24 protein-coding genes are annotated in these 25,995 nt (G+C 54.9%); 14 read left to right on the top strand and 10 right to left on the bottom strand.

What is annotated here, in order from left to right; translation table 11 throughout:
- Nucleotides 1-14: 14 nt before the first annotated feature.
- The 3 genes from cobO to cobW form a co-directional block, all read right to left on the bottom strand.
- Nucleotides 15-641, bottom strand: a complete 627-nt coding sequence (gene cobO / locus AD944_RS15255) for a cob(I)yrinic acid a,c-diamide adenosyltransferase (RefSeq protein WP_035377932.1) — start codon at nt 639-641, stop codon at nt 15-17.
- 196 nt (nt 642-837) lie between these two features.
- Complete coding sequence (locus AD944_RS15250) at nt 838-1,425, bottom strand: histidine phosphatase family protein (RefSeq protein ID WP_035377929.1); 588 nt, start codon at nt 1,423-1,425, stop codon at nt 838-840.
- 418 nt (nt 1,426-1,843) lie between these two features.
- Entirely contained in the window at nt 1,844-2,893 is a 1,050-nt protein-coding gene (gene cobW / locus AD944_RS15245) for a cobalamin biosynthesis protein CobW (RefSeq protein WP_045542968.1), read from the bottom strand.
- Nucleotides 2,894-3,465: 572 nt separating this feature from the next.
- Between cobW and AD944_RS15240 the strand changes: the two genes are divergently transcribed.
- The 5 genes from AD944_RS15240 (at nt 3,466) to AD944_RS15220 (ending at nt 12,451) form a co-directional block, all read left to right on the top strand.
- Nucleotides 3,466-6,669, top strand: a complete 3,204-nt coding sequence (locus tag AD944_RS15240; protein WP_045542967.1) for an efflux RND transporter permease subunit — start codon at nt 3,466-3,468, stop codon at nt 6,667-6,669.
- The gene (locus AD944_RS15235) at nt 6,669-7,868 is read left to right on the top strand and encodes an efflux RND transporter periplasmic adaptor subunit (RefSeq protein ID WP_045542966.1); all 1,200 of its coding nucleotides are present in this window, start codon (nt 6,669-6,671) and stop codon (nt 7,866-7,868) included. The genes AD944_RS15240 and AD944_RS15235 overlap by 1 nt, the downstream gene beginning before the upstream one ends.
- Nucleotides 7,865-9,478, top strand: a complete 1,614-nt coding sequence (locus AD944_RS15230; RefSeq protein ID WP_045542965.1) for an efflux transporter outer membrane subunit — start codon at nt 7,865-7,867, stop codon at nt 9,476-9,478. The genes AD944_RS15235 and AD944_RS15230 overlap by 4 nt, the downstream gene beginning before the upstream one ends.
- Before the next feature lie 251 nt (nt 9,479-9,729).
- Nucleotides 9,730-10,209, top strand: a complete 480-nt coding sequence (locus tag AD944_RS15225; protein WP_061474885.1) for a MarR family winged helix-turn-helix transcriptional regulator — start codon at nt 9,730-9,732, stop codon at nt 10,207-10,209.
- Between the two features lie 13 nt (nt 10,210-10,222).
- Entirely contained in the window at nt 10,223-12,451 is a 2,229-nt protein-coding gene (locus AD944_RS15220; protein WP_045542964.1) for an FUSC family protein, read from the top strand.
- A gap of 7 nt (nt 12,452-12,458) precedes the next feature.
- Here the strand turns inward: AD944_RS15220 and AD944_RS15215 are convergent, their stop codons facing one another.
- The gene (locus AD944_RS15215) at nt 12,459-13,511 is read right to left on the bottom strand and encodes a glycosyltransferase family 61 protein (RefSeq protein ID WP_045542963.1); all 1,053 of its coding nucleotides are present in this window, start codon (nt 13,509-13,511) and stop codon (nt 12,459-12,461) included.
- Between the two features lie 147 nt (nt 13,512-13,658).
- Between AD944_RS15215 and AD944_RS15210 the strand changes: the two genes are divergently transcribed.
- Entirely contained in the window at nt 13,659-14,150 is a 492-nt protein-coding gene (locus AD944_RS15210; protein WP_052051153.1) for a hypothetical protein, read from the top strand.
- On the opposite strand, the gene AD944_RS15205 is transcribed toward AD944_RS15210, so the two are convergent.
- Nucleotides 14,113-15,132, bottom strand: a complete 1,020-nt coding sequence (locus AD944_RS15205; protein WP_045542962.1) for an enoyl-CoA hydratase/isomerase family protein — start codon at nt 15,130-15,132, stop codon at nt 14,113-14,115. The two genes, AD944_RS15210 and AD944_RS15205, sit on opposite strands and share 38 nt — an antisense overlap.
- A 60-nt stretch (nt 15,133-15,192) precedes the next feature.
- Here AD944_RS15205 and AD944_RS15200 point away from each other — a divergent pair, with 60 nt between their 5' ends.
- Both AD944_RS15200 and AD944_RS17620 read left to right on the top strand, forming a co-directional pair.
- The gene (locus tag AD944_RS15200; protein ID WP_035378175.1) at nt 15,193-15,687 is read left to right on the top strand and encodes a flavin reductase; all 495 of its coding nucleotides are present in this window, start codon (nt 15,193-15,195) and stop codon (nt 15,685-15,687) included.
- A gap of 85 nt (nt 15,688-15,772) precedes the next feature.
- Nucleotides 15,773-15,904, top strand: a complete 132-nt coding sequence (locus AD944_RS17620) for a hypothetical protein (protein WP_254907003.1) — start codon at nt 15,773-15,775, stop codon at nt 15,902-15,904.
- A gap of 268 nt (nt 15,905-16,172) precedes the next feature.
- Here AD944_RS17620 and AD944_RS15190 read toward each other — a convergent pair whose 3' ends face one another.
- The 3 genes from AD944_RS15190 to AD944_RS15180 are packed head-to-tail and all read right to left on the bottom strand — an operon-like array spanning nt 16,173 to nt 18,698.
- Nucleotides 16,173-17,021: a metal ABC transporter permease gene (locus tag AD944_RS15190; protein WP_045543046.1), complete on the bottom strand. Its 849-nt coding sequence runs from the start codon at nt 17,019-17,021 to the stop codon at nt 16,173-16,175.
- On the bottom strand, nt 17,014-17,826 hold the full coding sequence (locus AD944_RS15185) for a metal ABC transporter ATP-binding protein (RefSeq protein WP_045542960.1): 813 nt from the start codon (nt 17,824-17,826) through the stop codon (nt 17,014-17,016). Before AD944_RS15185 ends, AD944_RS15190 begins: the two co-directional genes overlap by 8 nt.
- Entirely contained in the window at nt 17,823-18,698 is an 876-nt protein-coding gene (locus tag AD944_RS15180; protein ID WP_035377910.1) for a metal ABC transporter solute-binding protein, Zn/Mn family, read from the bottom strand. Before AD944_RS15180 ends, AD944_RS15185 begins: the two co-directional genes overlap by 4 nt.
- A gap of 328 nt (nt 18,699-19,026) precedes the next feature.
- Between AD944_RS15180 and AD944_RS15175 the strand changes: the two genes are divergently transcribed.
- The 3 genes from AD944_RS15175 (at nt 19,027) to AD944_RS15165 (ending at nt 21,230) form a co-directional block, all read left to right on the top strand.
- Entirely contained in the window at nt 19,027-19,590 is a 564-nt protein-coding gene (locus AD944_RS15175; RefSeq protein ID WP_045542959.1) for a Fur family transcriptional regulator, read from the top strand.
- 189 nt (nt 19,591-19,779) lie between these two features.
- Nucleotides 19,780-20,196, top strand: a complete 417-nt coding sequence (locus AD944_RS15170) for a hypothetical protein (RefSeq protein ID WP_145912871.1) — start codon at nt 19,780-19,782, stop codon at nt 20,194-20,196.
- Nucleotides 20,197-20,204: 8 nt separating this feature from the next.
- Complete coding sequence (locus AD944_RS15165; protein ID WP_045542958.1) at nt 20,205-21,230, top strand: asparaginase; 1,026 nt, start codon at nt 20,205-20,207, stop codon at nt 21,228-21,230.
- A 228-nt stretch (nt 21,231-21,458) separates the two neighbouring features.
- Here the strand turns inward: AD944_RS15165 and AD944_RS17290 are convergent, their stop codons facing one another.
- The gene (locus tag AD944_RS17290; RefSeq protein WP_052427229.1) at nt 21,459-22,139 is read right to left on the bottom strand and encodes a hypothetical protein; all 681 of its coding nucleotides are present in this window, start codon (nt 22,137-22,139) and stop codon (nt 21,459-21,461) included.
- 305 nt (nt 22,140-22,444) lie between these two features.
- Between AD944_RS17290 and mtnA the strand changes: the two genes are divergently transcribed.
- From mtnA to AD944_RS15145, 3 genes are all read left to right on the top strand, one after another.
- Nucleotides 22,445-23,539 (top strand): S-methyl-5-thioribose-1-phosphate isomerase, encoded by a 1,095-nt coding sequence (mtnA, locus tag AD944_RS15155; protein WP_045542957.1) that lies wholly within the window; start codon nt 22,445-22,447, stop codon nt 23,537-23,539.
- A 433-nt stretch (nt 23,540-23,972) separates the two neighbouring features.
- Nucleotides 23,973-24,467, top strand: a complete 495-nt coding sequence (gene ybaK, locus AD944_RS15150; RefSeq protein ID WP_045542956.1) for a Cys-tRNA(Pro) deacylase — start codon at nt 23,973-23,975, stop codon at nt 24,465-24,467.
- Nucleotides 24,468-24,623: 156 nt separating this feature from the next.
- Nucleotides 24,624-25,523, top strand: coding sequence for a DUF2272 domain-containing protein (locus AD944_RS15145; RefSeq protein WP_045542955.1), 900 nt, complete (start codon nt 24,624-24,626; stop codon nt 25,521-25,523).
- A gap of 41 nt (nt 25,524-25,564) precedes the next feature.
- Here AD944_RS15145 and AD944_RS15140 read toward each other — a convergent pair whose 3' ends face one another.
- Nucleotides 25,565-25,990, bottom strand: coding sequence for a rhodanese-like domain-containing protein (locus tag AD944_RS15140; protein WP_236709262.1), 426 nt, complete (start codon nt 25,988-25,990; stop codon nt 25,565-25,567).
- Between the last annotated feature and the right edge of the window lie 5 nt (nt 25,991-25,995).

The raw sequence follows: 25,995 nt of genomic DNA, 5'->3' as shown, positions 1-25,995 counted from the left end.
AAGAACGCGTGCTGTCAAAACTCCACGCCCTGCTGCGCTTTCACCCCATTTTTAAAGTGATGTTTCACTGCCCCCATTTCTGTTACCAGATCAGCAGCCTCCATCAGGTCTGGTTTTGCATTCCGCCCTGTCACCACCACATGCTGGCCGGGCACGCGCGCTGCAATATCTGCCAACACCTGCTTTATGGGCAAATAATCATACCGGAGCGCCACATTCAGTTCATCCAGCACCACAAGCGCCACATCGGGCCGTGCAAACGCCTGTCTGGCTACGGCCCATGCGCGCTCACACGCGGCAATATCCCGGTTCCGATCCTGTGTTTCCCACGTAAATCCTTCGCCCAAGGCATGCCATTCCACCAGATCATCAAACCGCTCCAAGGCGCGACGTTCACCTGTATCCCATGCCCCTTTAATGAACTGCACCACCACTACATGCTGGCCATAGCCTAATGTTCTCAGCACCATTCCAAATGCAGCGGTTGATTTCCCTTTGCCCGGCCCGGTGTTGACCATCAATAATCCCTTTTCTATGGATTTTGAGGCCACTTCCTGATCCTGCATTTTCTTGCGTTTCTGCATTTTCTCACGATGGCGCGCCTGTGCAGCTTGCTCTTGTTCAATCGGTTGATCTGGCATGAGTTTTTATGGTCTCTTTTGTCTTATCTGTATTTTTCATAGAATCTCTCTGACAGAAGCCTTAAAAATCTGTGAGATTTCTGCCAGGAGCACAGAACGGGGAGAGGCTTCCGGATATCATAACTCCCCATCATGCCATACTATCCACAATGGCACCGTCTTGATCCGTCTCCTGCCACTGCCCCCTCATACCCTTTTATTCTGCTGCACAACTGGCTTCCGCCAAAAGTTCCTGCTGGTGCGCCACCATAAACAGGCGCGCAGACCCCTGCGGCATGGACGGAGCCAGCAGTTCCGGCTGTTTTCCTTCCGCCAATGCGCTAAGCACGCGCAGCGGACCACCATGAGACAGAACACAGGCGGGCACACCAGCTTGCTTGATATCCTGCCAGAAAGCGCGGGCACGCTGACTAAGCGCCATGCCACTTTCCCCGCCCGGCGGGGCAAAGCGGGCGGGATCTGCCGCCCATTCATCCAGTTGAGCGCGGCTGATTTCCTGCCAGTTCATACCCTCCCAGTAGCCGAAATTCAGTTCGGCCAAACGCTCATCAATTTTCAGTTCCATACCTGTGGCGGTGGCCAGTTTCTGCGCCATCTCCCGGCAGCGCATGGCGGGCGAACTGTATATTATGCGGCATACTGCCCCCTGTGCCAGCACAGCCAACCCTGAGGCAAGCCCTTCCCACCCGGGCCGGAGGGCAACATCCTGCCGTCCGTAACATACCCCTTCCGGCAACAGGACCGGAGCATGCCGAACCAATAAAACAGGGAAAGACTGCGCCATTCTTCTCTCCTTGGGCTTTCGGCCCATCTCATTCAACCGCTGCCCATACTCTGGCGTAGAGTTATCTTACGGCCCCATACAACAGGATCATACCCGTTCAGCGCCTGCTTTTTTGGCAAAGCGGATATGAGGCAGAAAGGCGGAACCACACGTAACTGTGTCCTCCCCTTTTCAAAAGGGAGGAGGGTCTTACCTTTTCGGGAAAGCCGCGCTCGCTATTCGGAACCGTATGCTGGCACCTACCGCATATTAAGAGACTATGCCGCACACCATGCCCTCCCATGCTTCTTCCATCCTTAGACCGCTCTATCATATTGTATGGAGGGACGTTCTCAGCAAGCCTCATGTAACAGCCACAACGTTGGGGGAAGGCTTTTCTCTCGGCCCGATATACTCCACTCACATTTCAGCGTACGGATTAACCCGCATCCACCAACGCTGCCCGCAGCACAGCTTCCTTCAATCCTTTCTGACCGATCATGACAATACGTCCCATCCGATCGGCCCCTGCGGCTAAAGAACGGTCAAACTCGTGCCGAAAGCGCGTGCCGACCCCTTGCACGGCCAACCGTTTGGATTGCCCCTGCACCGCCGCATAGCCTTTTGTGCGCAGCACATCATATTTACGGGCCACGGCCTGCAAAAGTGTCAAAAACCCCTCCACACTGGATTGCTCTGGCACCTTGATCACAAACCTTTCAAAATCGTCATGTGCAAATACGTGGCCATCTCCCTCTGAAAAAGCAGAGTATGCGCCGGGATCAGCCTTCGCATCTGCGCCCACACCCAGCAGGATGGCAGGATCTACTTTCCCCTCGCTCGCGCGCAATATTCTGGCAGCCGGAGGCGCAACCTGCCTGATGGCTTTTTCCACCGTATCTATCCCGGCCGCATCCAACAAATCCGTTTTGTTCAGCACAATCAGATCTGCCGCACTTAATTGGTCTTCAAAAATAGCCACCACAGGGTCATCATGATGGGAGGCTTTTGCGGCGACTGTCGCCCTGCTCTCCTTGGCGGGTCTGTCTCCAAAACGACCAGACGCCACGGCAAACGCATCCAATACAGTTATGACTCCATCAACCGTGACGCGATTACGCACGGTAGGCGAACCAAAAGCCTTCAGAAGTGATCTCGGCAAAGCCAGACCCGATGTTTCAATCACAACATGTTCAGGAGGGTGCTCAAGATCCAAAAGGGCTTCCAGAATAGGAAGGAAATCCTCTCGCACAGTACAACACAGGCAGCCGTTGGGAAGTTCTATAATCTCTTCCCCACAACATCCCTCCATGCCGCATTTCTGCAGGAAATCCGTATCACTGCCGATTGCCCCATCAGCCTGCACCACAATCGCTACCCGATGTCCCCGCACATTCTGAAGAATATGACGCATCAGGGTTGTTTTTCCTGCCCCCAAGAAGCCTGTAATCAGAGAGACAGGAACCCGTTTGGCAGATGCAGCACTCATGGTTTTGTCCTGCTCATTGGTTCAGAAGGATAATAACGGGACCGCCCATTTCACATCCACGCCACAAGAAAAGCTAACGCCTACCTGCAATCACAAGAGACATAACGACCAACCCGCAGTTTCTCCATGGTGAACGTGCGAGATTGCATAAGGTTTACCGGGGATAAGGGGTTATTTCCGTCCTTAGGTAGAGGCGCGCTCATCACACGGTTGGGGGTTAGTGTCCTTTCCAAGTAGAAACGGCTCCTCACACACACCCCTTCTCACCATAGGGAAGAAAAAACGGTTACCCCAACCAGAGCAGTTATCCCCTTAACGTTCTGACGGCAGCAATAGAATTGCGGAATGTTTTAGACCGGCAGTTTCAGAAAACAAGAAAGAAAAACCAAAACTGCAAAGTGGAAATCACGTTCACGGTAATTCTGTAAATTCCGCTTCATAAAAACTATTTCTTATAGAGTTCTTTTCATAAAACTCTTTTTAACAGGATAATATTTTTTTTAAAAGATTATTGCATAAGTCCAATTCTATCTTGCGCGGAATTCCACTGATTCCAGCAAGGAAGGAAACGCATGAACGCCATCGTCGTGACGGCGCTGAAGCGACCTTATACATTTGTCGTCCTCTCGCTGCTTATTCTCGCTTTTGGCGTACTGTCCCTTTTTCAGGCGCCGACTGATGTGTTTCCCAATATCCGGATTCCCGTTGTGTCCGTGGTATGGACTTACGGCGGGATGCTGCCTGAAGAGTTTGCTGGCCGTATCACCTACAATTATGAACTGGCCGTAACCTCCACAGTGGAGGGCATAGAACATATGGAAAGCAGCTCCTATTACGGCAGGAGCATTGTAAACATCTATTTCCAGCCGGGCACGGATATTGGTGAAGCTGAGGCGGAAGTAACCGCCATTTCACAAACTGTTATCAAACAGCTTCCTGATAATATACCTGCCCCCATGGTCATGCGGCTGGAAGCATCTTCCGTGCCTGTGCTGGCGCTTCAGATCACCTCTGAAAAACAGACACCGTCTGATCTGTATAAAATTGCCATGACACGCATCCGCCCCATTCTGGTGACCGTGCCAGGGGCCGTTCTGCCACATCCTTATGGTGGCATGGACAGTTTTATCATGGTGGCGCTTAACCAGAAGCAGCTACAGGCCCATCATCTATCCGCCATGGATGTGCAGAACGCCTTGCGTAAGCAGAATATTGTTCTGCCCGCCGGGGATCAGAAAATCGCCACGACGGACTGGATGGTGCAGACCAACGCCACCCCGCGCTCCATGAAGGAACTGGGAGACATTCCCGTAAAACGTGTGGGGAATGCGGTTATTTACGTGCATGATGTTGCACAGGTTTACCGTGGCGGGCACCCACAGACAAACCTTGTTCTGGTCAAAGGCCGGCAGGGGGTGGAAGTAGTGGTCATGAAAAGTGGTGATGCCTCCACGCTGGATGTCGTGGCACGCACCAAGGAACTCCTCCCGCGCATTCAGAAACTTGTTCCGCCAGACGTGCATATTTCCATATTGAGTGATGCCTCGATTTTCGTGAAAGACGCCATTCAGGATGTGGTGCGGGAAATGGCGACCGCAGCCGTTCTGACCGGCCTTGTCGTGCTTCTGTTTTTGGGTTCGTGGCGGTCCACGCTCATTATCGCCACATCCATACCGCTGGCTATTCTGACCGCCATTATCTGCCTTCTGATGGCTGGTCAGACCATCAACGTCATGACTCTGGGCGGCCTGGCTCTGGCCGTGGGGATTCTGGTGGATGATGCCACGGTGATGATCGAAAACATTGATACGCACCTTGAAGAAGGGAAAGAACTGGAGCCTGCCATTATTGATGCAGCCAACCAGATTGTTATTCCCACGCTGGTCTCAACCCTGTGTATCTGCATTGTGTGGACACCCCTTTTCCGCCTGAGTGGCGTGGCAGGGTGGCTGTTCATGCCCATGGCGGAAGCCATTGTTTTCGCCATGCTGGCCTCCTTCATTCTCTCCCGCACTCTGGTGCCAACCATGGCCAAATATCTTCTGGCCGGACAGGTGCATCCGGGCTTGCATAGTGATGAACATCTGGCGTTACCGAAAGGTGTTCTGGGACGTTTCCAGAACAAATTCGAACATGCCTTTCATAATTTCCGCATAAGTTACGGGAGACTTCTGGAACGGATTATTGTGCGGCGCGGCTTGTTTGCAGCCTGTTTTCTGGGCGCATCCGTGCTCTCTCTGGGCCTGTTCCTTATGGCGGGACAGGATTTCTTTCCCGAAGTCAAATCCGGCACGATGCAGATGCACATGCGCACACCGCTGGGTATGCGCATTGAAACAACCGGGCGCATCGTGGCTCTGGTGGATGACAGGATTGAGCAGATTCTGCCCGGAAAAGTCTCGGGTATTATCAATAACTGTGGCTTGCCGGAAGGCCCGCATAATCAGGCATTTATTCCTACTCCATCCATTGGCACGCAGGATTGTGACCTCACTATCTCCCTCAAAGATGAAACGTCGCCTGTCTGGAATTATCGCAAACTGCTGCGTACGGATCTTTCTGCCAGATTTCCCGGCTCTGTCTTCACCTTTCAGCCTGCAGACCTGACTGAAAAGATTCTGAATTTTGGGTCTCCTGCTCCCATTGATATTCAGGTCTCTGGCCCGGATATTCGTGACAATTACCAATACGCACGTCTGTTGGTAAACAAACTGCGTGCCATTCCCGGCGCGGTGGATGTGGTTGTTCAGCAAACCATGAAAACGCCCACGTTGTTTGTGCAGGGCAACCGCACCTTCGGACAGGCGACCGGCATGACGGAAGCTGATATTGCCAATAATGAACTGATGACTCTTTCAGGCAGCCAGACGGTTGATCCGCAATACTGGCTGGACCCCAAAAGCGGCATTACATTCCCACTGAATGTCTATGTCTCGCAAGACCAACTCACACATTACAATGATCTGCTGACCATTCCGGTTGATAAAGGAGATAATGACCCCAAGGGCACAGACATGCAGCTTCTTGGCAGCATCAGCACCGTAACGCCAACCGGCACACCGGGGCAGGTTTCACACTATAATTCCATGCCGGAAATTGATGTGTATGTTTCAACAGAAGGCACTGACCTTGGCTCCGTTCTGGCCCGTGTCAAGAAAACTGTTGCTGACAGCAAGGCTGATCTTCCCTCAACCGCTGCTGTGGATATCCGCGGTCAGGCCGTTACCATGCATGGTGCCTATGTGGAACTGATAGCAGGGTTAGTAGTCTCCATTGTGCTGATCTACATGCTGATTGTGATCAATTTCCAGTCTTGGCTTGATCCTTTCATTATTATCTCCGCACTTCCCGGTGCCCTTGCTGGCATTGCCTGGAGCCTGTTCCTGACCCAGACCCGTCTTTCCGTTCCGGCGCTGACAGGGGCCATCATGTGCATGGGCACGGCCACCGCCAACTCCATTCTGGTGGTCTCTTTTGCCAAGGAACGTCTGGCCCTGCATGGCAACGCACTTTCTGCCGCCGTAGAAGCTGGTTTTGGCCGCATCCGTCCTGTGATCATGACCGCATCCGCCATGGTGATTGGCATGGTGCCCATGGCGACCAGCAATTCACAAAACGCACCTTTGGGCAAAGCGGTGATTGGTGGACTTATTTTTGCAACAGTCTCCACTCTGCTGTTTGTTCCCTGTGTTTACGCAATTTTTCACAATACCTCTCACACCAAACCCCGCCGCCCGACAGATACGGGCCACGAGAACGGGAAGGAGGCTGCATAATGTCCACCCTTACCAAAAAACGTCTTTTTGTCGGCGCCCTGCTCTGCACTCTGGTTGTGTATGTTGGCTATCTGGAAATCCAGCATCTGCACAATGAAGTTGCGCTGCAAGCGGATGCCACACACGCCAGCGTGCCGGATGTTGCTGTTGTGCAGCCCAAACCTGCCCCATCCACGTTGTCCATGACACTGCCGGGTAATATCAGCGCATGGTACGAAGCCCCCATTTATGCGCAGGTCTCAGGCTATGTGAAAATGTGGTATAAGGACTACGGTGCCCCGGTCAAAAAAGGGGATGTTCTGGCTGAAATCAACGCACCCGGACTGGATGCACAATATGCTCAGGCCAAAGCGGACCTTCAGGTAGCACAGGCCAAATATGGGCTGGCAACCGTTACGGCTGACCGCTGGCGGTCCATGGGGAAATCACAGGCTGTTTCAGGGCAATCCGTGTCCGTGCAGAACGCCAATGAACAATCCGCCCGCGCTGCGCTGGAAGCCGCGCAGCACAATGTGGACCATTATGATGCGTTGGAAAAATTCAAAACCATCATAGCGCCCTTTGATGGTGTTGTGACCGCCAGAAACATCAGCGTTGGGGACTATGTTGCGGCGGGCGGGGGGAACCTGAACGCCAACGGCACAGCCAGCGAGCTCTTTACCGTGGCGGACACACACGAAATGCGGCTTTTTGTCTCGGTGCCAGAGGTGTTTTCCTACGTTCTGAAACCGGGTTTGAAAGCACGTGTCACCGTGCCGCAGTACCCTAATCAGGTTGTTACGGCCAGTTTCCTGACCATTGCCAAAGGGTATGATCCCAATACCCGCACGGCAGTAACGGAATTCACCATTGATAACGCAGACCAGAAACTCTGGCCTGGCACCTTTGCTTCTGTCGCTCTTTCCGCACCGGCGGAAGGGGGCATTTACACCATTCCCACAGGGGCGCTGGTTTTTGAAGAAAAAGGTATGCAGGTGGTCACGGTCGATGCGCAAAACAAGGCGCATTACAAGGCAATTACCGTGGGCCGTATGTCTGATGCCTATACGGAAGTGGATGCAGGCCTGAGCCCGCAGGATCGTATCATCAACAACCCTCCTGCGGATCTTCTGGAAGGAGAAAGTGTTCGGCTCAGCGTGCCGGAAAAAGGCTATCTGGCAACGGCGGACAGCCAGACCGATGGGGATGATGACGAATGAGCAAGCACATCCTTCTAAAAGGCACCACCCTTGCCGCGCTGACAGTCCTGAGCGCCTGTGATCTGGCCCCCACCTATCAGGCTCCGCATTTTATTGTGCCGGCCTCATGGCATGGGCAAGGATTATTTCGGGAAGCCCAGCCGCAGGATACAGTCCTGCGGTCTGACTGGTGGACCCTGTTTGCGGACCCCACCCTGACAACGCTGGAAACACAGGCCACAGAGAGCAATGCGGACCTTCAGGCCGCCGCTGAACGTTTTATTCAGGCCCGCGCCATTGTTATGGAAGCACGGTCTGATCTGTTACCCCATTTTGCGCTGGCATTCGGGTCAAGCGATAATAAGAGTTCAGCGGACAGGCTCTTCCGATACAAAGGTCCTATCACTGCAACTGATGAATATTATGGTGGTCTGGCAAGCTGGGAGCCTGATATCTGGTCCGCTATTCGTAACCGTGTGCGGGCGCAGAAATATTATGCACAGGAACAGGCCGCCCAATACGCAGCAGCGCGCCTGAGCCTTCAGGCTGAAGTGGCAACGGATTATTTTGCCCTTCGTGGGCTGGATGCACAGAACGCGATTTATAGCCAGTCCATCAGCTATTATCAGCAGGCGCTGCATGTGACCCAGACACGGCTTGATAATCAGGACGCTACGGGCATTGATGTCGCCCGCGCCAAAAACCAGCTTTACATGACACAGGCTCGCCAGCTTGACGTACAGGCACAACGCGAAGTGCTGGAACATGCCTTGGCCGTACTGGTCAACGCCTCCCCTTCCTCTTTCCATATTCCTGCTGTTGCGCAGCAGGACGATGCTGAACCGACTGTGCCGCTAGGCCTTCCCTCTGAGCTATTGCAAAGGCGACCGGATATTGCCGTTTCTGAACGCGAAATGGCGCAGGCAAACCGTACAATCGGCATTGCCCGTGCAGCATTTTATCCCCACGTTTCCTTCAACGCCAACGGGGGCTTTGATGGCAACGGCTTTGATCTGGCCAATCTGGCAAACAGTATGTGGTCTTACGGAGCCTCCGCCACCATGCCTCTGTTTGAAGGAGGACTGCGGCGCGCGCAGTTACAACGCACATGGTCCGCTTATCGTGAAAAGCGGGATCACTACCGTATAACGGTACTCTCCGCTTTCAGGGATGTTGAGAATGGCCTCTCCCTTACCGCACGGCTGCGGGCGGAAAACGCACGACTCAAACAGGCGGTTGAGGCGGCCATGCAGTCTCAGAACCTAACGATGACTCTTTATAAAGGAGGCGCGGACGGATATCTGGATGCCTTGATTGCCCAAGTGAATACACTTGATGCCCGGATTGAGCAGGCGCAGATTCAAGCGCGTTCCCTTCAAGCTTCTGTCGGACTGGTGCGGGCTCTTGGTGGCGGCTGGCAGGACAAACTGCTGCCCACGCCAAACCAGACCATGACCTTTACCGGCTTCCAGTATGAGGGGTTACGGCATCCAACACCCTCTGGCGGCATTGATGTCCCATCCACTCCCGAACAGTATGAAAATCTGGACAGGCCCGGACCAGCCCCCTCCCCACGCGCTGCAGGATTGGATATTTCTGATCCCGCTTCGGCTGCTCCTCAAAAGGGGTGAGGCGGCACTTGCACCCGCAGAAGCATCTCTGATGTACACGGCCCTTATGTATGACGCATAAGGGCCTTTTTCGTGAGGGAGGCAATGTAAAAACGGGTTCGACCACCTTCTGCATAGCTCTTTTCACCGGCGCGGAGTGTGGCCGAATTGTGGAAAAATGTAAGGTCGTTGACCGTTCTGGCGGTTCTGATATATTCATATCAATATATTTTTCATGTCAAATATATCTATGCTAACTATGGAGCCGCACAATGGAAGCCCTGCGTGGCCTTTCCGCTCTTGATGAAACGCGCTTTCAGGACATGGCGCTGACATTTCGTGTCATGCGGCTGGCGGCAATATGGCGCACCAAACTGGAGCGCGCCCTGCGCCCCCATGGCATGACAGTGGCTCTGATGCGCCCCATGGCGTACCTTATGATGATGCCTGATGGCGCAACCCAGCGTGATCTGGCAAACGCCATGGATACAGACTGCTCCGCTCTTGTTCGGGTTCTGGATCTTCTGGAGAAAGAAGGGCTGATCTCCCGCCAGACCGACGCAGGAGACCGCCGCGCAAAACGGCTTATTCTGACCTCACAGGGCCAGAAAAAATGTGCGCTGTTTCATGATATTTCAGCACAGGAGGAAAAGACCATTACGCAAGGACTTCCCTCCGAGGATATCCGCAGCCTTATCGGGCAACTCGACCAGCTTCTGAACACCCACTCCGCTCGGCCCGACCTTTCATGAAAACCGTCTCACCATGACAGACACCCTCTCCACTTTGATACGCCCTTGGTTCCCCAGCATTTTTACGAATGATGAGCGCTGGCGCGCAACGCTGGCCACTGCTGCCTATACAGCCCGTGTTTTTCTGGCGATCGGGATTGCCCTGTTTCTGGCGTTCACCTTTCAGCTTCAGTCTCCCATGAGCGCCGCCACAACTGTTCTGATTGTGGCAAACCCCACTGTTGGGGCCATGGTTTCCAAAAGCATGTGGCGTGTCATTGGCACGATTATTGGGGCAAGCATCAGCGTAGGTGTCATGGCGGCATTCGTGCAGTCTCCTGTGCTATATTATGCAGCACTCGCCTTTTTTGTGGGCCTGGCCTGTATGGTGGCCACATTTCTGCGGCTGTTCCGGGCCTACGCTGCGGTTCTGACCGGCTACACCATTGTTATTGTGTCCTCGCCAGCATTTGCGCACCCGGACTCCATTTTTCTGGCGGCAATGGGCCGTCTCTCCGCTGTCACAACAGGCGTTGTGGTCACCGCCTTTGTGTTCATGGTGACAACACCCCGCAAGCCCTCTCAGGTTCTGAGCACTTTGGGAGACGCCTTTCGGGAAACCGTACGCCACGCACTTTCTTTCCATTCTGCTGAAAGTAACCGCTCTTCTCCGGCTCAAGCCGCAGAGGCCATGGAAGACCAGATGCCTGGACTGGAAAATACCTCTTCCACGCCCGCCTTCCGTGGCCTGCCCCAACCATTATATGACAGCAGAGGCCGCCTGCTGGCACGCATGACGGGCCTTGGCCCCGCCATTGAATATGCCGCAGCTGATGATCGGGACATGCAGGCGCGTGTCAGCCGCCTGCGTATTGGACTAAGCCGCCTGACCGGCCTGATTGTGACTTATCACCCGTATTGGCTCAACCTTTCGCTTGCCAACGGTGCCTCCTGTCAGGTTCATCAGGAAGTGGCACAGACCCTCAAAAATATTCTGGATCTGACAGAGCAGCCCGGATGGCAGGATAACCCCAAACCCGTTTCAGACTGTATCCACGCAACATTGAGAAAACTGGATTTTCTGGAACATCAGAACCCCACGCCAACTGTTCTGGCATCGCTGGACAACACACGTGATGTCCTGGTGCAACTCGATATGGCACTGCATGACATCACAACCCGCCGCCCGGGCAGAACCTCTGTGAAGATGGCCACCTATCTGGAATGGCCCATGGCATTGCGCAACGGCACCCGTGGCATGTTTATTGCCCTGCTAGCTGGCATGTTATGGTATGTTCTGCACTGGAGCGCGGGGCCCATGCTGATGCTATACGTGGTTGCCGCATCAAGCCTGCTCTCCACGACACCTTCAGCCGCAAAAACCAGTCCCCTTATGGCTATGGGCACGGCCCTTGCCATTCCAGCGAGTTTTCTGTGCCATGTTATCGGCCTGCCCAGAATAGACGGGTATCCGTTGTTATGGATGACGGTGTGCCTCTTTCTTCTGCCGGGCGTGTGGCTGCAATTCCACCCGCGCTACAGTATTGGCGCGTTTGGCTATGCCGTTTTCTTCACCATGATGCTCTCTGTCACCAACCCTATTGTGTATGATGACATGACGCTGACCAATAACTGGATGACCATGGTTGCAGCCTGCGTCCTGCTGGTTCTGGTCTTCCGCGTTATTCTTCCGGCGGATCATAGGCTGGATGCTGCCCGGCTTGTCTCTTCCCTTACCCGCAGTGTGCAACACCTTGCCGCTGCCCCACAAAAACGGCCTATTTTATGGGTGGTGTGGGAAAGCCTGCAATTACAGAAAATTGCGCGCCTGATGATGCGCCTTTCGTTTCTTGATGAAACTGTTGACCGCAAAGGCTATACAGACGCCGCGTTTGCCTCACTCTCTCTTGGACGATTGATTGTACGCCTTCGCTGGAACGCTGGCCATACCGTTCTGGCCCCCTCTGCCCATACCGCCCTGCTGGATGCACTCAAATCTTTCAAAACATTACACCACGCACCGGAGCAGACTGCTGCTGAACTTCTGAAAACTGCGCGTATCATCAGCACCATCCCACACCCGGAAGCAGCCTGCCTTGCACGGGAACGGGTCGTCTCCTGTCTGGAACAGGCAGCTTATATCATCTCATCCGTTCCGGGCTTTTTCCATCGGTACGGCCCGTTACAGCTTTCCCGTGATATTCCCGGAGCCAATGCGGGCGTTACTGCCGCTGTTCCCCACCGCAACCCGGTGTTTGGATAACAGTCTGCTACCCCTCCAGCAGGGCTGCAAGCTGGGCTGGCATGATGGAGAATGGTCCATCCCACTGGGTGGTATCGGCCTCCATCATCTGTCCACGGATTTCATGATAGTATAGGCCCCGCAACCTGGCGATAAACGCAAAAAAAGTATCAGGCATGGTGGCAGGTGCAAGAGTTATAACCTTGGCCCCACGCGGGCAGAAAAGGGTGTTGGTCATACCTGCCCCCATCACCCCCACCACACATTCCGCACTTTTAAAAAGCTGCACCTGCTCCAGAAATGTCAGTTCAGCCGGGTTTACCACCCGAAACCTGTAATGCTGTAACAGCGCGCGGATTTCTGGCTCCTGTACTACGGCCCGAGGGCTGCCGGACCGGACAACATAAAGACGTTGCGATGCCACTTCTGGAACACAGGCCCGCATAGCATCCGTTTGGGCAAAGACAAGGGGAGACATATAAACGCCGTGGTCAGTCAGCCCCTCCACAATGCTCAGATCCTTGAAAAAACACACGGCTTGATTGTCCAGTGCCAGAAACTGATGCGGCTGGGTGGAAGATAACGCTATGGAATCCCGGATCACGTGGGTCATAGCGTTTCCTGCATCTGGAACAACCAGACGCTGCGGCGTCATGAACTGCTCCGCCAGCCATAATCTGGGAAGCAGCTCCACCATCCAGTGTCCGTAATTATGGTCTCCCCGTTTCCGCAGCAACAAACTAGACTCAGTTACTTCAACCACATCCGTCACGGCATGAAGACGCTCAAAAGCACGCTGACATTCCTCTGAACTATGCTGCGCAATGGTCTGGGCAATCAGCTTCTTGTCGTGCGTAAAAACCAGACCTTCTTCTGTCACATACACATCAAACAGCTTTGTCACCGTGATCGGCCGTTCAGCGTGTGTGCCTGTCAGCCAGCCTGCACGCATGGCTTCCAGAACCGGCTTTGGGACAAGATGCACGTTCTGCACACGCGGAACCGGCACACTAAAACTGGGCGAGACGATGGTTGCCACCACGTGTCGATGCACATTTTCCAGATCAGTATAATCCACCATGCCGCATTCCCTGCCTCGCCCGTTTTTCAAATAGTAAGGCAGTAGGGCCTCTTCCCCAACACCCCGCATGGTCAGTGGGGAAGGTTGACGGGCATAAAGCTTTTGTACAGATTAAATTAAGACTTTATTAACATTTTTGCGACAACAATGATTCCCTGCTCTCTTCTTTCCCACGCGCTGGGTTACAATATTTTTGCTGTGGAACAGGAGAACGTCCCGGTCCCTCACGCTCTTCTGCTGTTCCTTGTGCAACAGTACATGGCGCACGAACCGTTTAATGAAGCCAGCTATCTGCACGCCAACCCGGATGTCGCCTTGGCTGTGGGGAGAGGAGAGTTCAGTTCCGGCCAGCAGCATTTTCTCCAACGCGGTTATCAGGAAGAGCGGGAAGGACACCAACCCGCTTTTTCAGAGCACTGGTATCTGCAACAGAATCCGGATGTAGCCATTGCCGTACAACTGGGGGATTGGCCATCTGGTCAGGCCCATTATCAGACCCACGGCAAAACAGAATGGCGGAGCCCCTCACCGCAGGCTCAGCCAACATATGCTCTGTGGCAGCGTCTTCTTTCACCCTGCGCCGCCCGCACTACGCCTTCCGTTAATCCTGAAAGCAGGCCCGAACCTCATCCAGATTGACTTCTGCCAAAGTCCCCGGTGTCCAGCGCGGCTGGTTATCCCGGTCAATCAGGCGGGCTCTTATACCCTCGGCAAAATCAGCGCGCCGGACAAGATGATTGACCAGTGTCCCTTCCTGCTGAAAAACTGCGGTTAGAGAGGACAAATCTCGTGCTCGATGCCATGCCTCCCATGTCAGTTGCACGGAAAACGGGCAGGCACAGGATAACGCAAGCAGATCCTGTCTGGCCTGTTCGCTTCCGTTTTCAGCAAGATTACGCACCACATGCGCCAGATCCGGGGCATCGTAACAGGCGTCCATCTCTTGCACATTGGCCAACTGAGGCAACGGGTTGATAAGGGCGAACACATCCTCGGCCGAGCGCGTTTCGAGCAGCCCCAGCAAGTCGGGCAGGCTCTCAGAAGGCACAAGTCTATCGGCAAAGCCGATCATGACTGCGCCTACCCCATTCATACGGTTTCCTGTAACGGCCAACCTCAATCCGGACAAACCGGGGGCACGGCTGAGAATCCAGGAGCCTCCAGCATCAGGCGTCAGGCCGATCCCCGTTTCCGGCATGGCAACAACAGAACGCTCCGTCACAACCCGATAACGCGCATGGCCGCCCAACCCAATGCCGCCGCCCATGGCTACTCCGTCCATGAACGAGATGGTGGGTTTGGGGTAAGCCGCAATCTGCTGCATGATCTCATACACGCGGTTCAACTGCCGGAAGGCTTCATCTGCGCCTTCTATCTGGAGCAGTTCACAGATTTTTTTCAGATCCCCGCCGGCACAGAATGCTCGCGGAGCAGACCCTTCCAGCAGCACATGCTGTACGGATGCATCTTCCTGCCACGCATCCAGCACACGGGCTATGCCCTGTGCCATGTCCAGATCCACCGCATTCAAGCGGTTGGGACGATCCAGAATGATACGGCCCAGATGGCCTGCACGCCGGGTTTTGACACTGGGCGTGCCTGAAAGAACGTCCTCAGTCATTGCTTTCCTTCTTTATTCATGCACAAAACACTCTGTCTGAACATGTTTGAAGGAGAGCAGATGTTGGCTCTGGAGACCAGCGCCTTCCGCGATGCCATGGCCAAACTTGGAGCGGCTGTGAATATTGTGACTACAGGAACGCAGGCACACCCGGTTGGTTTTACGGCCTCTGCCGTATGCTCCGTTACAGATACCCCTCCCACATTGCTGGTCTGCCTGAAACGCGAAAGCCGGGTCAGGCCTGCTTTTACGGAAGGCGGCCCTTTATGCGTGAATGTCCTTTCCTCCGCACAGCAGGCGTTATCCAGCCATTTTTCCGGCCCGACCACCATGGAAGACCGGTTTGCCATAGGCCACTGGACAACACTGGCAACCGGGGCTCCGGTGCTGGAAGAAGCTGTGGCCACGTTTGACTGCCGCATCAGCCAGATTGTGGAAGTGGGCACCCATAGCGTCATGTTCGGGATTGTTGAAGCGCTCCGCATCAACCAGCATGTGGGCGGGCTGGTATATTTTAACCGCGCCTATCATTCTCTGCCGCATATAGCCTCCTGACAAGAAGCAACGGCATCCGTTTTTATGAGTTTACAGCTTTGTCGGTCGCTTCACTCTTTCCGGCAAACAGGCAGGATTATCGCCCATGGCACCGCCGCCCAAAAAAGATTTGTCAGACGTTCCAGTCATCACCCTCAAAGGGTTGATCCTTATCCATGTGGGGCTGGCTCTCTTTTTACTGTTCTGGGGATGGCTGGACTGGTCTCTGCCCCAGTAAGAGATTTTTTACTCCCACACTGCTTCTGGCTACGTGCGCGCCCCCATGGGCACCCCTGCTATGGTGCTGCCGGAACTGGGTAAAGATTACGCCTTCAAACACGCTCGGCGCAGTTTCCGCCATTTTTTCGACAGGAAGCTCCCTGATTTTCAGACCAGCATCACGCCATCGCGCTTTCAGACAGGCCTTCTCATCCTCCAAAATTTTACGACAAACCACCGGGCGGCTGCCTCTTCATCCGATACCCGATAGCCTAAAAACTGCGCTGTCAGAGATCATTCATATCCAGCGCCCCGGCTTGATCTGAGGCGGCCTGTTGCGCGTGCCCATTGAGCCAGGATGCAACAAGCCCGGCCAACAGGAACCCTACTCCTCCCAGCACTGCAATCCAGAAGGATGTTGGGTAATCCGTCTGCCATGAGAGCATAAGCCCCCCCCACGCTTCCACCACAGCCAAACCCGCAGCCGCCAGCAGCCCAACAAAAGGTGGCAGACCCAGGCGGAGAATGGCCGCGGCAGGCGCAACCATCAGCGTGAAAACCAGTAAAACGCCAGTTATCTGGGCGCATTCCGCCGTAGCAATGGCAACAAGAGCCAGAAACAGCACGTCCAGCAATGCCGTCCGCACACCTTTGGCTTCCGCCAGTTCGGGCTGCAAGGAAGCAAATAACAGAGGGCGCGCCATACCCCCCAACGCCAGAAGGCACCCCCCACTCAATATGGCCAGCCAGCCCAGCATGGAAGAACTGATACCCAGAATATCCCCGAACAGCAGGGCCGTTGCCGCGCTGGCTGAATGGGTCAGGAAATGCAGAAAAAGAGCACCAGCCCCCATGGCGACGGACAGGACAAGACCAATCATGACATCCCGCCCCGCCACTCGGTCTCCCGCCAGCCCCATCAGCACACCCGCACCCAACGCGCCCGCCGTAAGGCCTGTCAGAGGGGAAAGCCCTATCAGCAGCGCACCTGTAGCGCCTGCAAATCCCACATGAGAAAGCGCATGACTGGCAAATGTCTGGCCGCGCAGAACCAGAAACCAGCCCACCGGCCCACATACAACCGCCACCAGAAAGGCGGCCAGAAAGGCCGTGCGCATGAAATCATACTCAAGCATGCGTGTGGCCCCCCAAGCACTCATGGGGTTGCAGAATGGCGCCACCACCTTCCGCCACCACAAACACACGTCCTCCCGCGCGCACCACATCCACGGGTGCTCCGTACAGGGCGGTCAATGCCTCGGTGGTCAGTACGTCTTCTACCTTACCCAACAGAGCCTTACCGCGGGCCAGATACAAAACATGGTCCATCAACCCGAGCAACGGATTGATATCATGAGCCGACATCAGAACCGTCATGCCCCGAGAGCGCGCAAGAGTATGGATTCTGAGTGCTGTCTCCCGCATTCGGGCCGGGTCCAGACTGGCCAAGGGCTCATCCAGCAATAACAGAGTAGGATCATCCAGCAGAGCCTGCGCCAACAGCAATCGCTGCCTTTGCCCACCGGAAAGAGTGGCAACAGGCTTGCGGGCCAGATCAAGCGCATCTACTGCTTCCAACGCCGCCTGCACGGATTTTCGGCCCTTTGCCCCGCACCAAGGCAGGCCCCAGCATTCCCCGCGCCGTGCGGCTGCAACCATGCTCCACCCGCTTAACTGCCCGCCTATCAGCTTACGCATCTGGGGCATGTACCCTATGGATCTATTACCACGCCTTACAGAAGCTCCATTCACACAGATGACGCCACCCTGCGCGGGTTCCAGCCCCAGAAGCCCGCGGAACAGCGTAGTTTTTCCCGCGCCGTTGGCTCCCAGAACCCCCACAAAACTGCCAGGCGGCACACTGAAACTGATATCCTTCAGAACAGTCTGGCCACCACGCGTCAACGTGACATGGGAGAGATCAAGAGCAGGAATACTCACTGGTCTTGCCCGAGCGCCTGCGCAACCTGCGTGACTGTTTGCTGAATCCATGTCTGCCAGTGTTGATCGGGCGGCATAATTTCCAGCACAGGCAGCACCGGTATGTTTTGCTGCCGGGCCTGTGCAATCAAACGCTGGACGGACGGTCTGTCGGCTTGCGCATTATAAGCCACCAACCTGATAGCATGCTGGCTGATATCCTGTTCAAATGCCGCCACGGCAGAGGCCGGGGGCTCAACATCATTCATAATAGCCTGTTGAAAAGCCTGCTGAGTCATGCGCAAGCCCAGACTATCCGCCAAGGGGGTAAACACGGGCTCTGTTGCCGCTACCGGCTGCCCTTCCGTTTTGGGCCTTACCGCAGCAATCTGCTCCCGCACCTGATTGACTGCCGCAAGAACGGTCTTTCCGCGCGCTTCGTAAGCGGGGGCATGGGCTGGATCAACCTCCTGACACACCACAACAAACCGCCCCACAAAAGAGGCAACAGCCGCCAGATTATACCACAGATGAGCGTTATCCCCGGCATGCCATCCGCTCCAGCCATCCGCCCTCACCACGGGGGCTGATTTCCCTCCACGTGCCTGCGCCAGTCGATCAATCCACGCATCATACCCGGCCCCATTGGCCACAATCAGCGCTGCATCATGCACAAGCCGCCCTTCCGCCGGACCGGGCTCATAAAGATGCGGATCAAGGGCGGGGGAGGCCAATATGGAATGGACATGCATGTCTGGCTCAGCCACCTGAGCCGCCAGATCGCCCCACGTATTTTCCGCAGCAACAATTGTTGGGGCTTCAGCAGCCTGAACAGCAACACTACCCGCACATGCGGCAATAAGGCAGGAGAAAACTGACACGGCAAAACGCATAAAACAGACTCACACCCTCAGTTATACCGCATAAAGGCGCATGCACCCTCACAGAGGCCCGAAAAATCGGCCAGACCACTCTGGCAAGGCTTTGTTCTTGCTCGTACCAAAGCCTTTTTTACCGCCCGATCCTCTTGTTTTGTGGCGTCAGACTGGCCACATCCCCGATCGCCAAAACACCCTTCCGCCCCAGCTACCTGCCCGACAACACTGCATATCAGGTTGTGTGATACTATAACATACCTCTTTCTCCGCAGAAACCTTCCTCCTGCTACGCTTTGCCTTCCCTGTGCTGCATGGCTAAGATACGGATAGAACGGATGTAATCATGAAATCTGCCACTCAGCCTGCACTCATCTTTCCTGAAACGCTTTCTCCCGCCACGCAGGCTCTGCTGGACAGGGCAGAAGCCCTTTGCACACATCAGGGCGCGCGACTAACACAACAGCGCCGCGAAATTCTGGGGCTGATCCTGAGTGTCAATGCGCCAGTAGGGGCCTATGATCTGCTGGAACAGATGAAAAGCCCCGACCGCCGCCCCGCACCGCCTACAGTCTACCGTGCGTTGGATTTTCTGCTGGAACACGGACTTATTCACCGCATTGAGCGGCTGTCTGCGTTTGTACCCTGCACCCACCTTCTGCATGATGACCACGCAGCCGGGTGCGATCATGACCACGATCACGACAGCATCTGCCTGCACACGGCCCAGTTTCTTATCTGCCGATCCTGTAAAAGTGTGATTGAAATCACTAACCCCAGCATTCTGGAGGCCGTGCGGGCAACCTGCCGGGAGCAAGGTTTTGTCATTCAAAGCACATCCATAGAAATTGAAGGGCTTTGCGCTCAGTGCGCCTCACAACGCAAAACGCCTGCACATCACCATTTGTAACGGCGTTACTTGCCAAAACACACCCGGCGCGGTGCAAAGCCAAGCACCCTTCCCCTCCAGAACCAGTTCCGGTTGCCTGTTGCCCTGCCTGAAAAGAAACGCAGGCCTCTTTCGCCAGAAAAACTGTGCCCCGAAAAGAATTTGGAAAAACCACCAGCCGCTGCGATAGAGGCAGTCCAATCGGGCAGCATGCATCAAACGGACCTGTTTTTTTACCCTTTTCCGCCCCTCCCCACATCACCCCGCACGCATTTTACTGCGGAAGAATTGCGGCTCTCCTATAGCCCACCCCAACATTTCACGCCCCAAATCACGCCCGATAGCTGGCTTTATCTGGTCAGCAACAAAGAAAACGTTCAGCATCTTCTCTCCAGTGGTGTGCATCTGGCCAAAACGGAGCCGCTTTTACTGATAGAGCGCAATGGCGTTTGTGCGTGGCGGGATAAACTGGCAGAAGACCCCGCAACAGCAACTGCCTCTCCCTGTGTTCTGCGCTTACGCCGAAGCATGGTGGCAGACATGCTGGAACCAGACCCGGATCATAGCGCCGAATTTTCAGCAGAATGCTATCTGCTAACCGGTGCCCCACAAGAACAGGACAGGTAAACGCAGCAATGCCCCACGATGTACTTTTGGCTGAAGCAACCCGCGGTAATCGGGTGGAATCCCGTCATTATGGTGCTGCCGTGGTTGTGGACGCCACCGGGAAAACCGTCTTTGCCGCCGGGGATGTAGAAACCCCCATTTACCCCCGTTCCACCGTCAAGGCATTGCAGGCCCTGCCACTGCTGACAGAGGGCGCTGCTGACAAATATAACTTGGGGCAAGAAGCTCTGGCCTTGGCCTGTGCCTCCCACCAAGGCGAACCTGCCCACGTGGCCGTTGCAGCGGATATGCTGGCCCGCACGGGGCGGGATGCAACCTCTCTGGAATGTGGCACGCATTGGCCGCTGGATGCCCGTGCGGCACGCGCTCTGGCCGCCAGTGGAGAACAGGCCTCCGCCTTGCATAATTGCTGTTCGGGCAAACATGCCGGGTTCGTCTGCCTGTCCTGCGCAACGGGGCACGACCCGGAACATTACACCCGGCCAGAGCATCCCGTCATGCAAGCCGTGGCCCGGACACTGGAAGACGTAACAGGCGTTCCCCACACGGATGATAACCGGGGCACCGATGGCTGCGCCATTCCCACATGGGCTGTGCCCCTTCATGCTCTGGCAAAAGCTTACGCCCGCTTTGCAACTGGCCAGAACCTGACACCTGAAAGAGCACAGGCTGCCACCCGGTTACGCTCCGCCATGGCAGCCAATCCTTTTATGGTTGCCGGAACCAACCAGTTTGACACACGTGTCATGCAAGCCCTTGCACCGCGTGTTTTCACCAAAATGGGGGCCGAAGGCGTGATGATTGCCATGCTTCCTGAAAAAGGTCTTGGCATTGCCATCAAATGCCGCGATGGCGGCGTTCGCGCGGCTGAAGCGGCTGCTGCCGCACTCATCGCCCGTTTTGGGACAGAAAATAACCCGGAGCTGGCTCATTTCATGCGCCAGAACCTGAAAAACTGGAACGGGCAAAGCGTGGGAGAATTCAGAGCGTCTGCCACATTAGCTGAGGACTATTATCCATCCGCTCCCTCCTGATGGGGCGGTGTTTTTCTTTTGTTCTCTTTATATTTTTCAAAACTGATACAATCAGCGGCACAGTGCCACTAAATACCGTCTCAGGCTTTGCAACTTTCTGACACCATCCACAGAATGCTGCCACTACCCATACAGATTTCACACATGAGATCACAAAAAAGGCCGGGGAACATACTTGTTCCCCGGCCTTATTCTTTTTCTGAACCTGTCTAAAGGCAGAAAAAAGGCTTATGCCTTGCGTGCACGCGGCTTGCGAGCCGTTGTGGTTGCCTTACGGCCACGGGCGCCTTTGCTGGAGGTTGCTTTTTCAGTTTCAGCAGCCTCTGCAGCCAGACGGTCATACCGTTTCTGACGGCGTGTTTCCTGCACAATCCGCAGCTTTTCAACAGCAGACAAACGCACTTTTTTCTCAGCCGGAGCGGCTTTTTTTGCACGTGCCTTAACAGGAGCTTCCGCAACCACCTTTGCAGCCTTGCGCGTGGCTTTGACCGGAGCAGCTTCCGCCACCACAGCAGCTTTGGGGCGACGGCCACGCGGTGCAGGCGTTGCTACAACTGTTTCCACCTCAGCAGCCTTACGGCGGGTCTTGCGGGGAGCCACTTCTACAGGCTCAGCCACCTTGCGAGAAACGCGCTTTGTTGCCTTGGGCTTTTCTTCGCTCACAACGGCAGCTTTCTTGGCGGTCACAGCTTTTGTTTCTTTAGCGGCCCGTGCCGGCTTGGCAGGAGTAGCAGGAACCTTCAATGCCTTACGACGGGTCTTCGGAGCTTCTGATTTTGGAGCAATTTCTTCCTCCACCACATCTTTTTTCACAGCCGCCGCACGCGTGCGGCGTGTTGTGACAGGGGTGGCACGGGTTGCGGCAACCTTGGCGCGGGGGGCTGCGCGGCGCTTCTTCACTTCACTCATTCAGAACTCCTGTAATTCTATAAATTTCAAAAATACAAGAACATATAAGCATATTCCGTAAGATTGTTCATCCTGACACTTTCAGGACCATCTTGAAAAACATGCTTCTGCACTTGGAACTTCAGCCCTTCATAACAAAAACGCCAAAAAATGCAAAAAATACTTTCGGCTTTCAAGAATAGTCACAACAGACATTACTTTCCCTTCATCTCCCCCCGCCTCCTTGCGCTTGAGAGATGGTAGCCTAGATTGGAAAGGACGCTTATATCCCGTCTTGTTTTGCTCCGAACTCTCAGGTGATACACATGAAAATTGATGGTACTTCATACCGTAGTGTATGGGTGGATGAGAAAGACGGCTGGTCCATCCACATTTTTGATCAGACACGCCTCCCTTTTTCTCTGGATATTCTGCAACTCACCACGCCTGCAGACGTTGCACATGCTATCCGCACAATGCAGGTGCGCGGTGCACCGCTTATAGGTGCAGTTGCTGCCTATGGGCTGGCTCTGGCGCTCAGGCAGAACTGTTCTGATCGCGCCATGGAGGAACAGGCAAATCTTTTAGCGGCCACACGCCCTACCGCCATAAACCTGCGCTGGGCTATTGCGCGTATGCTGTCTCACCTGCGTCCGCTTTTGCCTGAACAACGCGTAGAGGCCGCTTACGCGGAAGCTGGCCGCATCTGTGATGAAGATGCAGAACAGAACGAAGCTATTGGCCGCCATGGTCTTTCCCTGATCAGGGATATTGCAAAAAGCCGCCCACCTGGCGCGCGCATTAACCTTTTGACGCACTGCAACGCTGGCTGGATTGCAACCGTGGATTGGGGCACCGCCCTTGCCCCCATTTACATGGCACATGATGAAGGCCTGAACGTGCATGTATGGGTTGATGAAACACGCCCACGCAATCAGGGGGCTGCCCTGACAGCATGGGAACTGGGTAGCCATGGCGTGCCCCACACCGTTATTGCAGACAATGCTGGCGGCCACCTGATGCAACATGGGCAGGTTGATCTGGTTATTGTCGGCACGGACCGCGTAACCCGCACAGGAGATGTGGCCAACAAGATTGGAACTTACCTGAAAGCGCTGGCAGCGCAGGATAATGGAGTACCGTTTTGGGTCGCGCTGCCTTCCACCACCATTGACTGGACTGTGGCAGATGGCATCCGTGAAATTCCTATTGAAGAACGCGCAACGTCCGAGATCACCCATGTTGCGGGCCGAACGGAGAATGGTATTCTGACAAAAGTGCAGATTACACCAGATGGGAGTTCTGCCGCCAACCCAGCTTTTGATGTCACACCCGCACGGCTTGTAACTGGCCTGATAACGGAACGTGGCCTATGCCCGGCAACAGAAAGTGGCCTGCGCAGCCTTTTTCCCGAGCAATAACGCGTTCTCCTTCTGTTGCAGGCGGAACAACGCTCCGCCTGCAAACCAGACTCCTCCCCAAAATCAGATTGAAACAACCAACTATTTTTTCGAGCCTCTCACTATCTGACACGGTTTAACTGTCCTCGTCTTTTCAGGTCTGTTCTCATTTGGGAAGCGACACACGCAGCCGTGGTGGCAGATCATCTCTACCCAGCCGCCCAATAAATAAGAACATTTTGAGAACATACGCTCTCTACATCTGTTTTTTGTATCCTATGGGCTGTTATTCCTCTCCACACTTCGTCAAGAGCAGCGCCCCCACCACCCCGTAAAACGCCATGCATATGCCTATGCGCACCTCTTTTCTTGACGGGCCAGATACGCCGCCTGATAAGAAAAACGTGATTTTTTACGGTTCCGTACTGTCGAAGCATTCTGAAAGGACTGCGCTATGTCAGAGACAGCTATTGATACACCTTCAACCCGTTTTCTGACGGCGCACGGTATTGCCTATACTGTGCATGACTATGAGTATGTCTCCGAACCTGGTAAAATTGGCATACAGGCAGCCGCAGGGATCGGAATTGATCAGGAAAAGGTCTTCAAGACCCTGATGGTCGAAATCGATAAAAAGCAGATTGTCTGTGCGGTTATTCCCGTTCATCAGAAAATGAACCTCAAAAAGGTTGCTGCCCTGTTTGGGGGCAAGAATGCCCGCATGCTCAACGCGGAAAAGGCCGAAGCCCTCACCGGCTTTCAGGTTGGCGGTATCAGCCCATTTGGCGCACGCACACAGGTTCCCGTTGTGTTTGAAAACGCCGCCCTGAAGCAGGATGTCATGTACATCAACGGTGGTGGTCGGGGCATTGTGGTCGGGCTTTCCCCCAAGGAAGCCATTGCCAGCGTAAACGGCCAGACTGCCGACCTGACTGTTGAAGCCACCTGATCAATTTGCCCGCGCCTGAGAAAAGAGTGGAAAAACACGCCCCCTCTTTTCGCTGACAGCAGAGCAGCTTATGGATATTAAATTCGGGCTCTGCTGATAAAGAGAGCTCCTGCACGCTTCGGGCCCTCCGGGGCGACGTGTCTGAATGGAGACGAGATGTCACGTAAGCTCTCTGTTGCCCTGCTGGCCCCTTTATGCCTTGCAGCCTGCGCCACCCAGTCCTCGGTGCCAGGTGCCACCCCAACGGCCAGTGGACAAAATGGGGCGGCAGGCGGTGCATATGGCTATGCCAGCCATGTTCCAGATTTCGCGACCCGTAATTTTGAACCCTTCAACCGGCAGGATCTCGTGGCTATCGCCATGCGGGAATGGCGTCTGTTCGGCAGCCCGGTAAACGACGATGATCCGGAAGATCGCCCAGAACCGCAGACCGCCGCCGTAAAACCAGAACGTGCTCCCGGCCTGTGGGAACGGGTGGGTGAATATTGGTGGATCGGCATGGAGCCGGGCACATCAGAAGCCTCATGGACAGGCAAGCACGATAATAATGGCCAACTCACAAACTTTGTGCAGGATGGCAATTATGCTTGGTCGGCCGCGTTTATTTCCTATGTCATGCGGGTTTCGGGTGCCAACAGCCGCTTTCCCTACTCCCAGAATCATTCAACCTATATCAATGCGGCAGCTTCCGGGCAGTCTCCCATCCTGCGAGCGCATGATCCGGCCAGCTACACCCCCAAGCTGGGAGACCTGATCTGCGTTGCCCGTGGACGCGCCAAAACCATGGTCCGGTTTTCCAGCCTCCCTACCTCTTACGGCTTTCCCGCCCATTGCGGGTATGTCGTGGCAACCGGTCAGAACGGTCAGCCTTTTGGCAGGCAACTGAGCATTATTGGCGGCAATATTGACGATGCCGTTGCGCTGACTCACGTGCCGACAGACACACAGGGCCGCATCTCCTCCCCTTCCGGCCAGAGCTATGACACGCGCTACCCATGGTGCGCCGTGCTGGAAGTGCTCTTTGACGCAGAAGCCGAACCAGACGCCGGCATGTAACCGGAAGCGCAGGGCCAGCCCCTGCGCCTGGACTGAAAACCTCAGTTCTGCCGCCATGGCAGGGCTGAGGCTTTCCAACCAGCAGTAGAACCACGGTGACCATGGATATCTAATGGTCCCTCAAACCCATCCGCCACATTATAGACCGTCCGGTAACCCGCCTGCCGCGCAACCTGCGCCGCAGAGAGGCTCCGCACGCCTGACCGGCAAATGAAATAGACAGGCGCGTCTTTTCTGACGCCCACCTGTTCCAAATCTTCCGCGAAGCGCACATTTGGCGTTCCATCCAGATCCTGCCAACTGACCAACACCAGTCTTTGACCTAGTGATGCCAGATCAGGCACCCCCACCAGTTGCCATTCCGCCATGGTTCTCACATCCACCAGTACGGCCTGATCATTCTTTTCGAGTTCTGCCCACACATACTGGGGAGAGACATCTTCAATCATCGTGGTATCCTGTTTCATGACAT

It is taken from the genome of Acetobacter tropicalis (assembly GCF_001580915.1).
Taxonomy (GTDB): Bacteria; Pseudomonadota; Alphaproteobacteria; order Acetobacterales; family Acetobacteraceae; genus Acetobacter; species Acetobacter tropicalis.
The sequence above is the reverse complement of the archived record's forward strand: the minus strand, read 5'-3'. Positions and strand labels throughout refer to the sequence as shown.

Bases quoted from the DNA above. Each gene is read 5' to 3' on its own strand.
- cobO (WP_035377932.1), bottom strand. From the start codon at position 641: ATGCCAGATCAACCGATTGAACAAGAGCAAGCTGCACAGGCGCGCCAT.
- AD944_RS15250 (WP_035377929.1), bottom strand. From the start codon at position 1,425: ATGGCGCAGTCTTTCCCTGTTTTATTGGTTCGGCATGCTCCGGTCCTG.
- cobW (WP_045542968.1), bottom strand. From the start codon at position 2,893: ATGAGTGCTGCATCTGCCAAACGGGTTCCTGTCTCTCTGATTACAGGC.
- AD944_RS15240 (WP_045542967.1), top strand. From the start codon at position 3,466: ATGAACGCCATCGTCGTGACGGCGCTGAAGCGACCTTATACATTTGTC.
- AD944_RS15235 (WP_045542966.1), top strand. From the start codon at position 6,669: ATGTCCACCCTTACCAAAAAACGTCTTTTTGTCGGCGCCCTGCTCTGC.
- AD944_RS15230 (WP_045542965.1), top strand. From the start codon at position 7,865: ATGAGCAAGCACATCCTTCTAAAAGGCACCACCCTTGCCGCGCTGACA.
- AD944_RS15225 (WP_061474885.1), top strand. From the start codon at position 9,730: ATGGAAGCCCTGCGTGGCCTTTCCGCTCTTGATGAAACGCGCTTTCAG.
- AD944_RS15220 (WP_045542964.1), top strand. From the start codon at position 10,223: ATGACAGACACCCTCTCCACTTTGATACGCCCTTGGTTCCCCAGCATT.
- AD944_RS15215 (WP_045542963.1), bottom strand. From the start codon at position 13,511: ATGGTGGATTATACTGATCTGGAAAATGTGCATCGACACGTGGTGGCA.
- AD944_RS15210 (WP_052051153.1), top strand. From the start codon at position 13,659: ATGATTCCCTGCTCTCTTCTTTCCCACGCGCTGGGTTACAATATTTTT.
- AD944_RS15205 (WP_045542962.1), bottom strand. From the start codon at position 15,132: ATGACTGAGGACGTTCTTTCAGGCACGCCCAGTGTCAAAACCCGGCGT.
- AD944_RS15200 (WP_035378175.1), top strand. From the start codon at position 15,193: ATGTTGGCTCTGGAGACCAGCGCCTTCCGCGATGCCATGGCCAAACTT.
- AD944_RS17620 (WP_254907003.1), top strand. From the start codon at position 15,773: ATGGCACCGCCGCCCAAAAAAGATTTGTCAGACGTTCCAGTCATCACC.
- AD944_RS15190 (WP_045543046.1), bottom strand. From the start codon at position 17,021: ATGCTTGAGTATGATTTCATGCGCACGGCCTTTCTGGCCGCCTTTCTG.
- AD944_RS15180 (WP_035377910.1), bottom strand. From the start codon at position 18,698: ATGCGTTTTGCCGTGTCAGTTTTCTCCTGCCTTATTGCCGCATGTGCG.
- AD944_RS15175 (WP_045542959.1), top strand. From the start codon at position 19,027: ATGAAATCTGCCACTCAGCCTGCACTCATCTTTCCTGAAACGCTTTCT.
- AD944_RS15170 (WP_145912871.1), top strand. From the start codon at position 19,780: ATGCATCAAACGGACCTGTTTTTTTACCCTTTTCCGCCCCTCCCCACA.
- AD944_RS15165 (WP_045542958.1), top strand. From the start codon at position 20,205: ATGCCCCACGATGTACTTTTGGCTGAAGCAACCCGCGGTAATCGGGTG.
- AD944_RS17290 (WP_052427229.1), bottom strand. From the start codon at position 22,139: ATGAGTGAAGTGAAGAAGCGCCGCGCAGCCCCCCGCGCCAAGGTTGCC.
- mtnA (WP_045542957.1), top strand. From the start codon at position 22,445: ATGAAAATTGATGGTACTTCATACCGTAGTGTATGGGTGGATGAGAAA.
- ybaK (WP_045542956.1), top strand. From the start codon at position 23,973: ATGTCAGAGACAGCTATTGATACACCTTCAACCCGTTTTCTGACGGCG.
- AD944_RS15145 (WP_045542955.1), top strand. From the start codon at position 24,624: ATGTCACGTAAGCTCTCTGTTGCCCTGCTGGCCCCTTTATGCCTTGCA.
- AD944_RS15140 (WP_236709262.1), bottom strand. From the start codon at position 25,990: ATGAAACAGGATACCACGATGATTGAAGATGTCTCTCCCCAGTATGTG.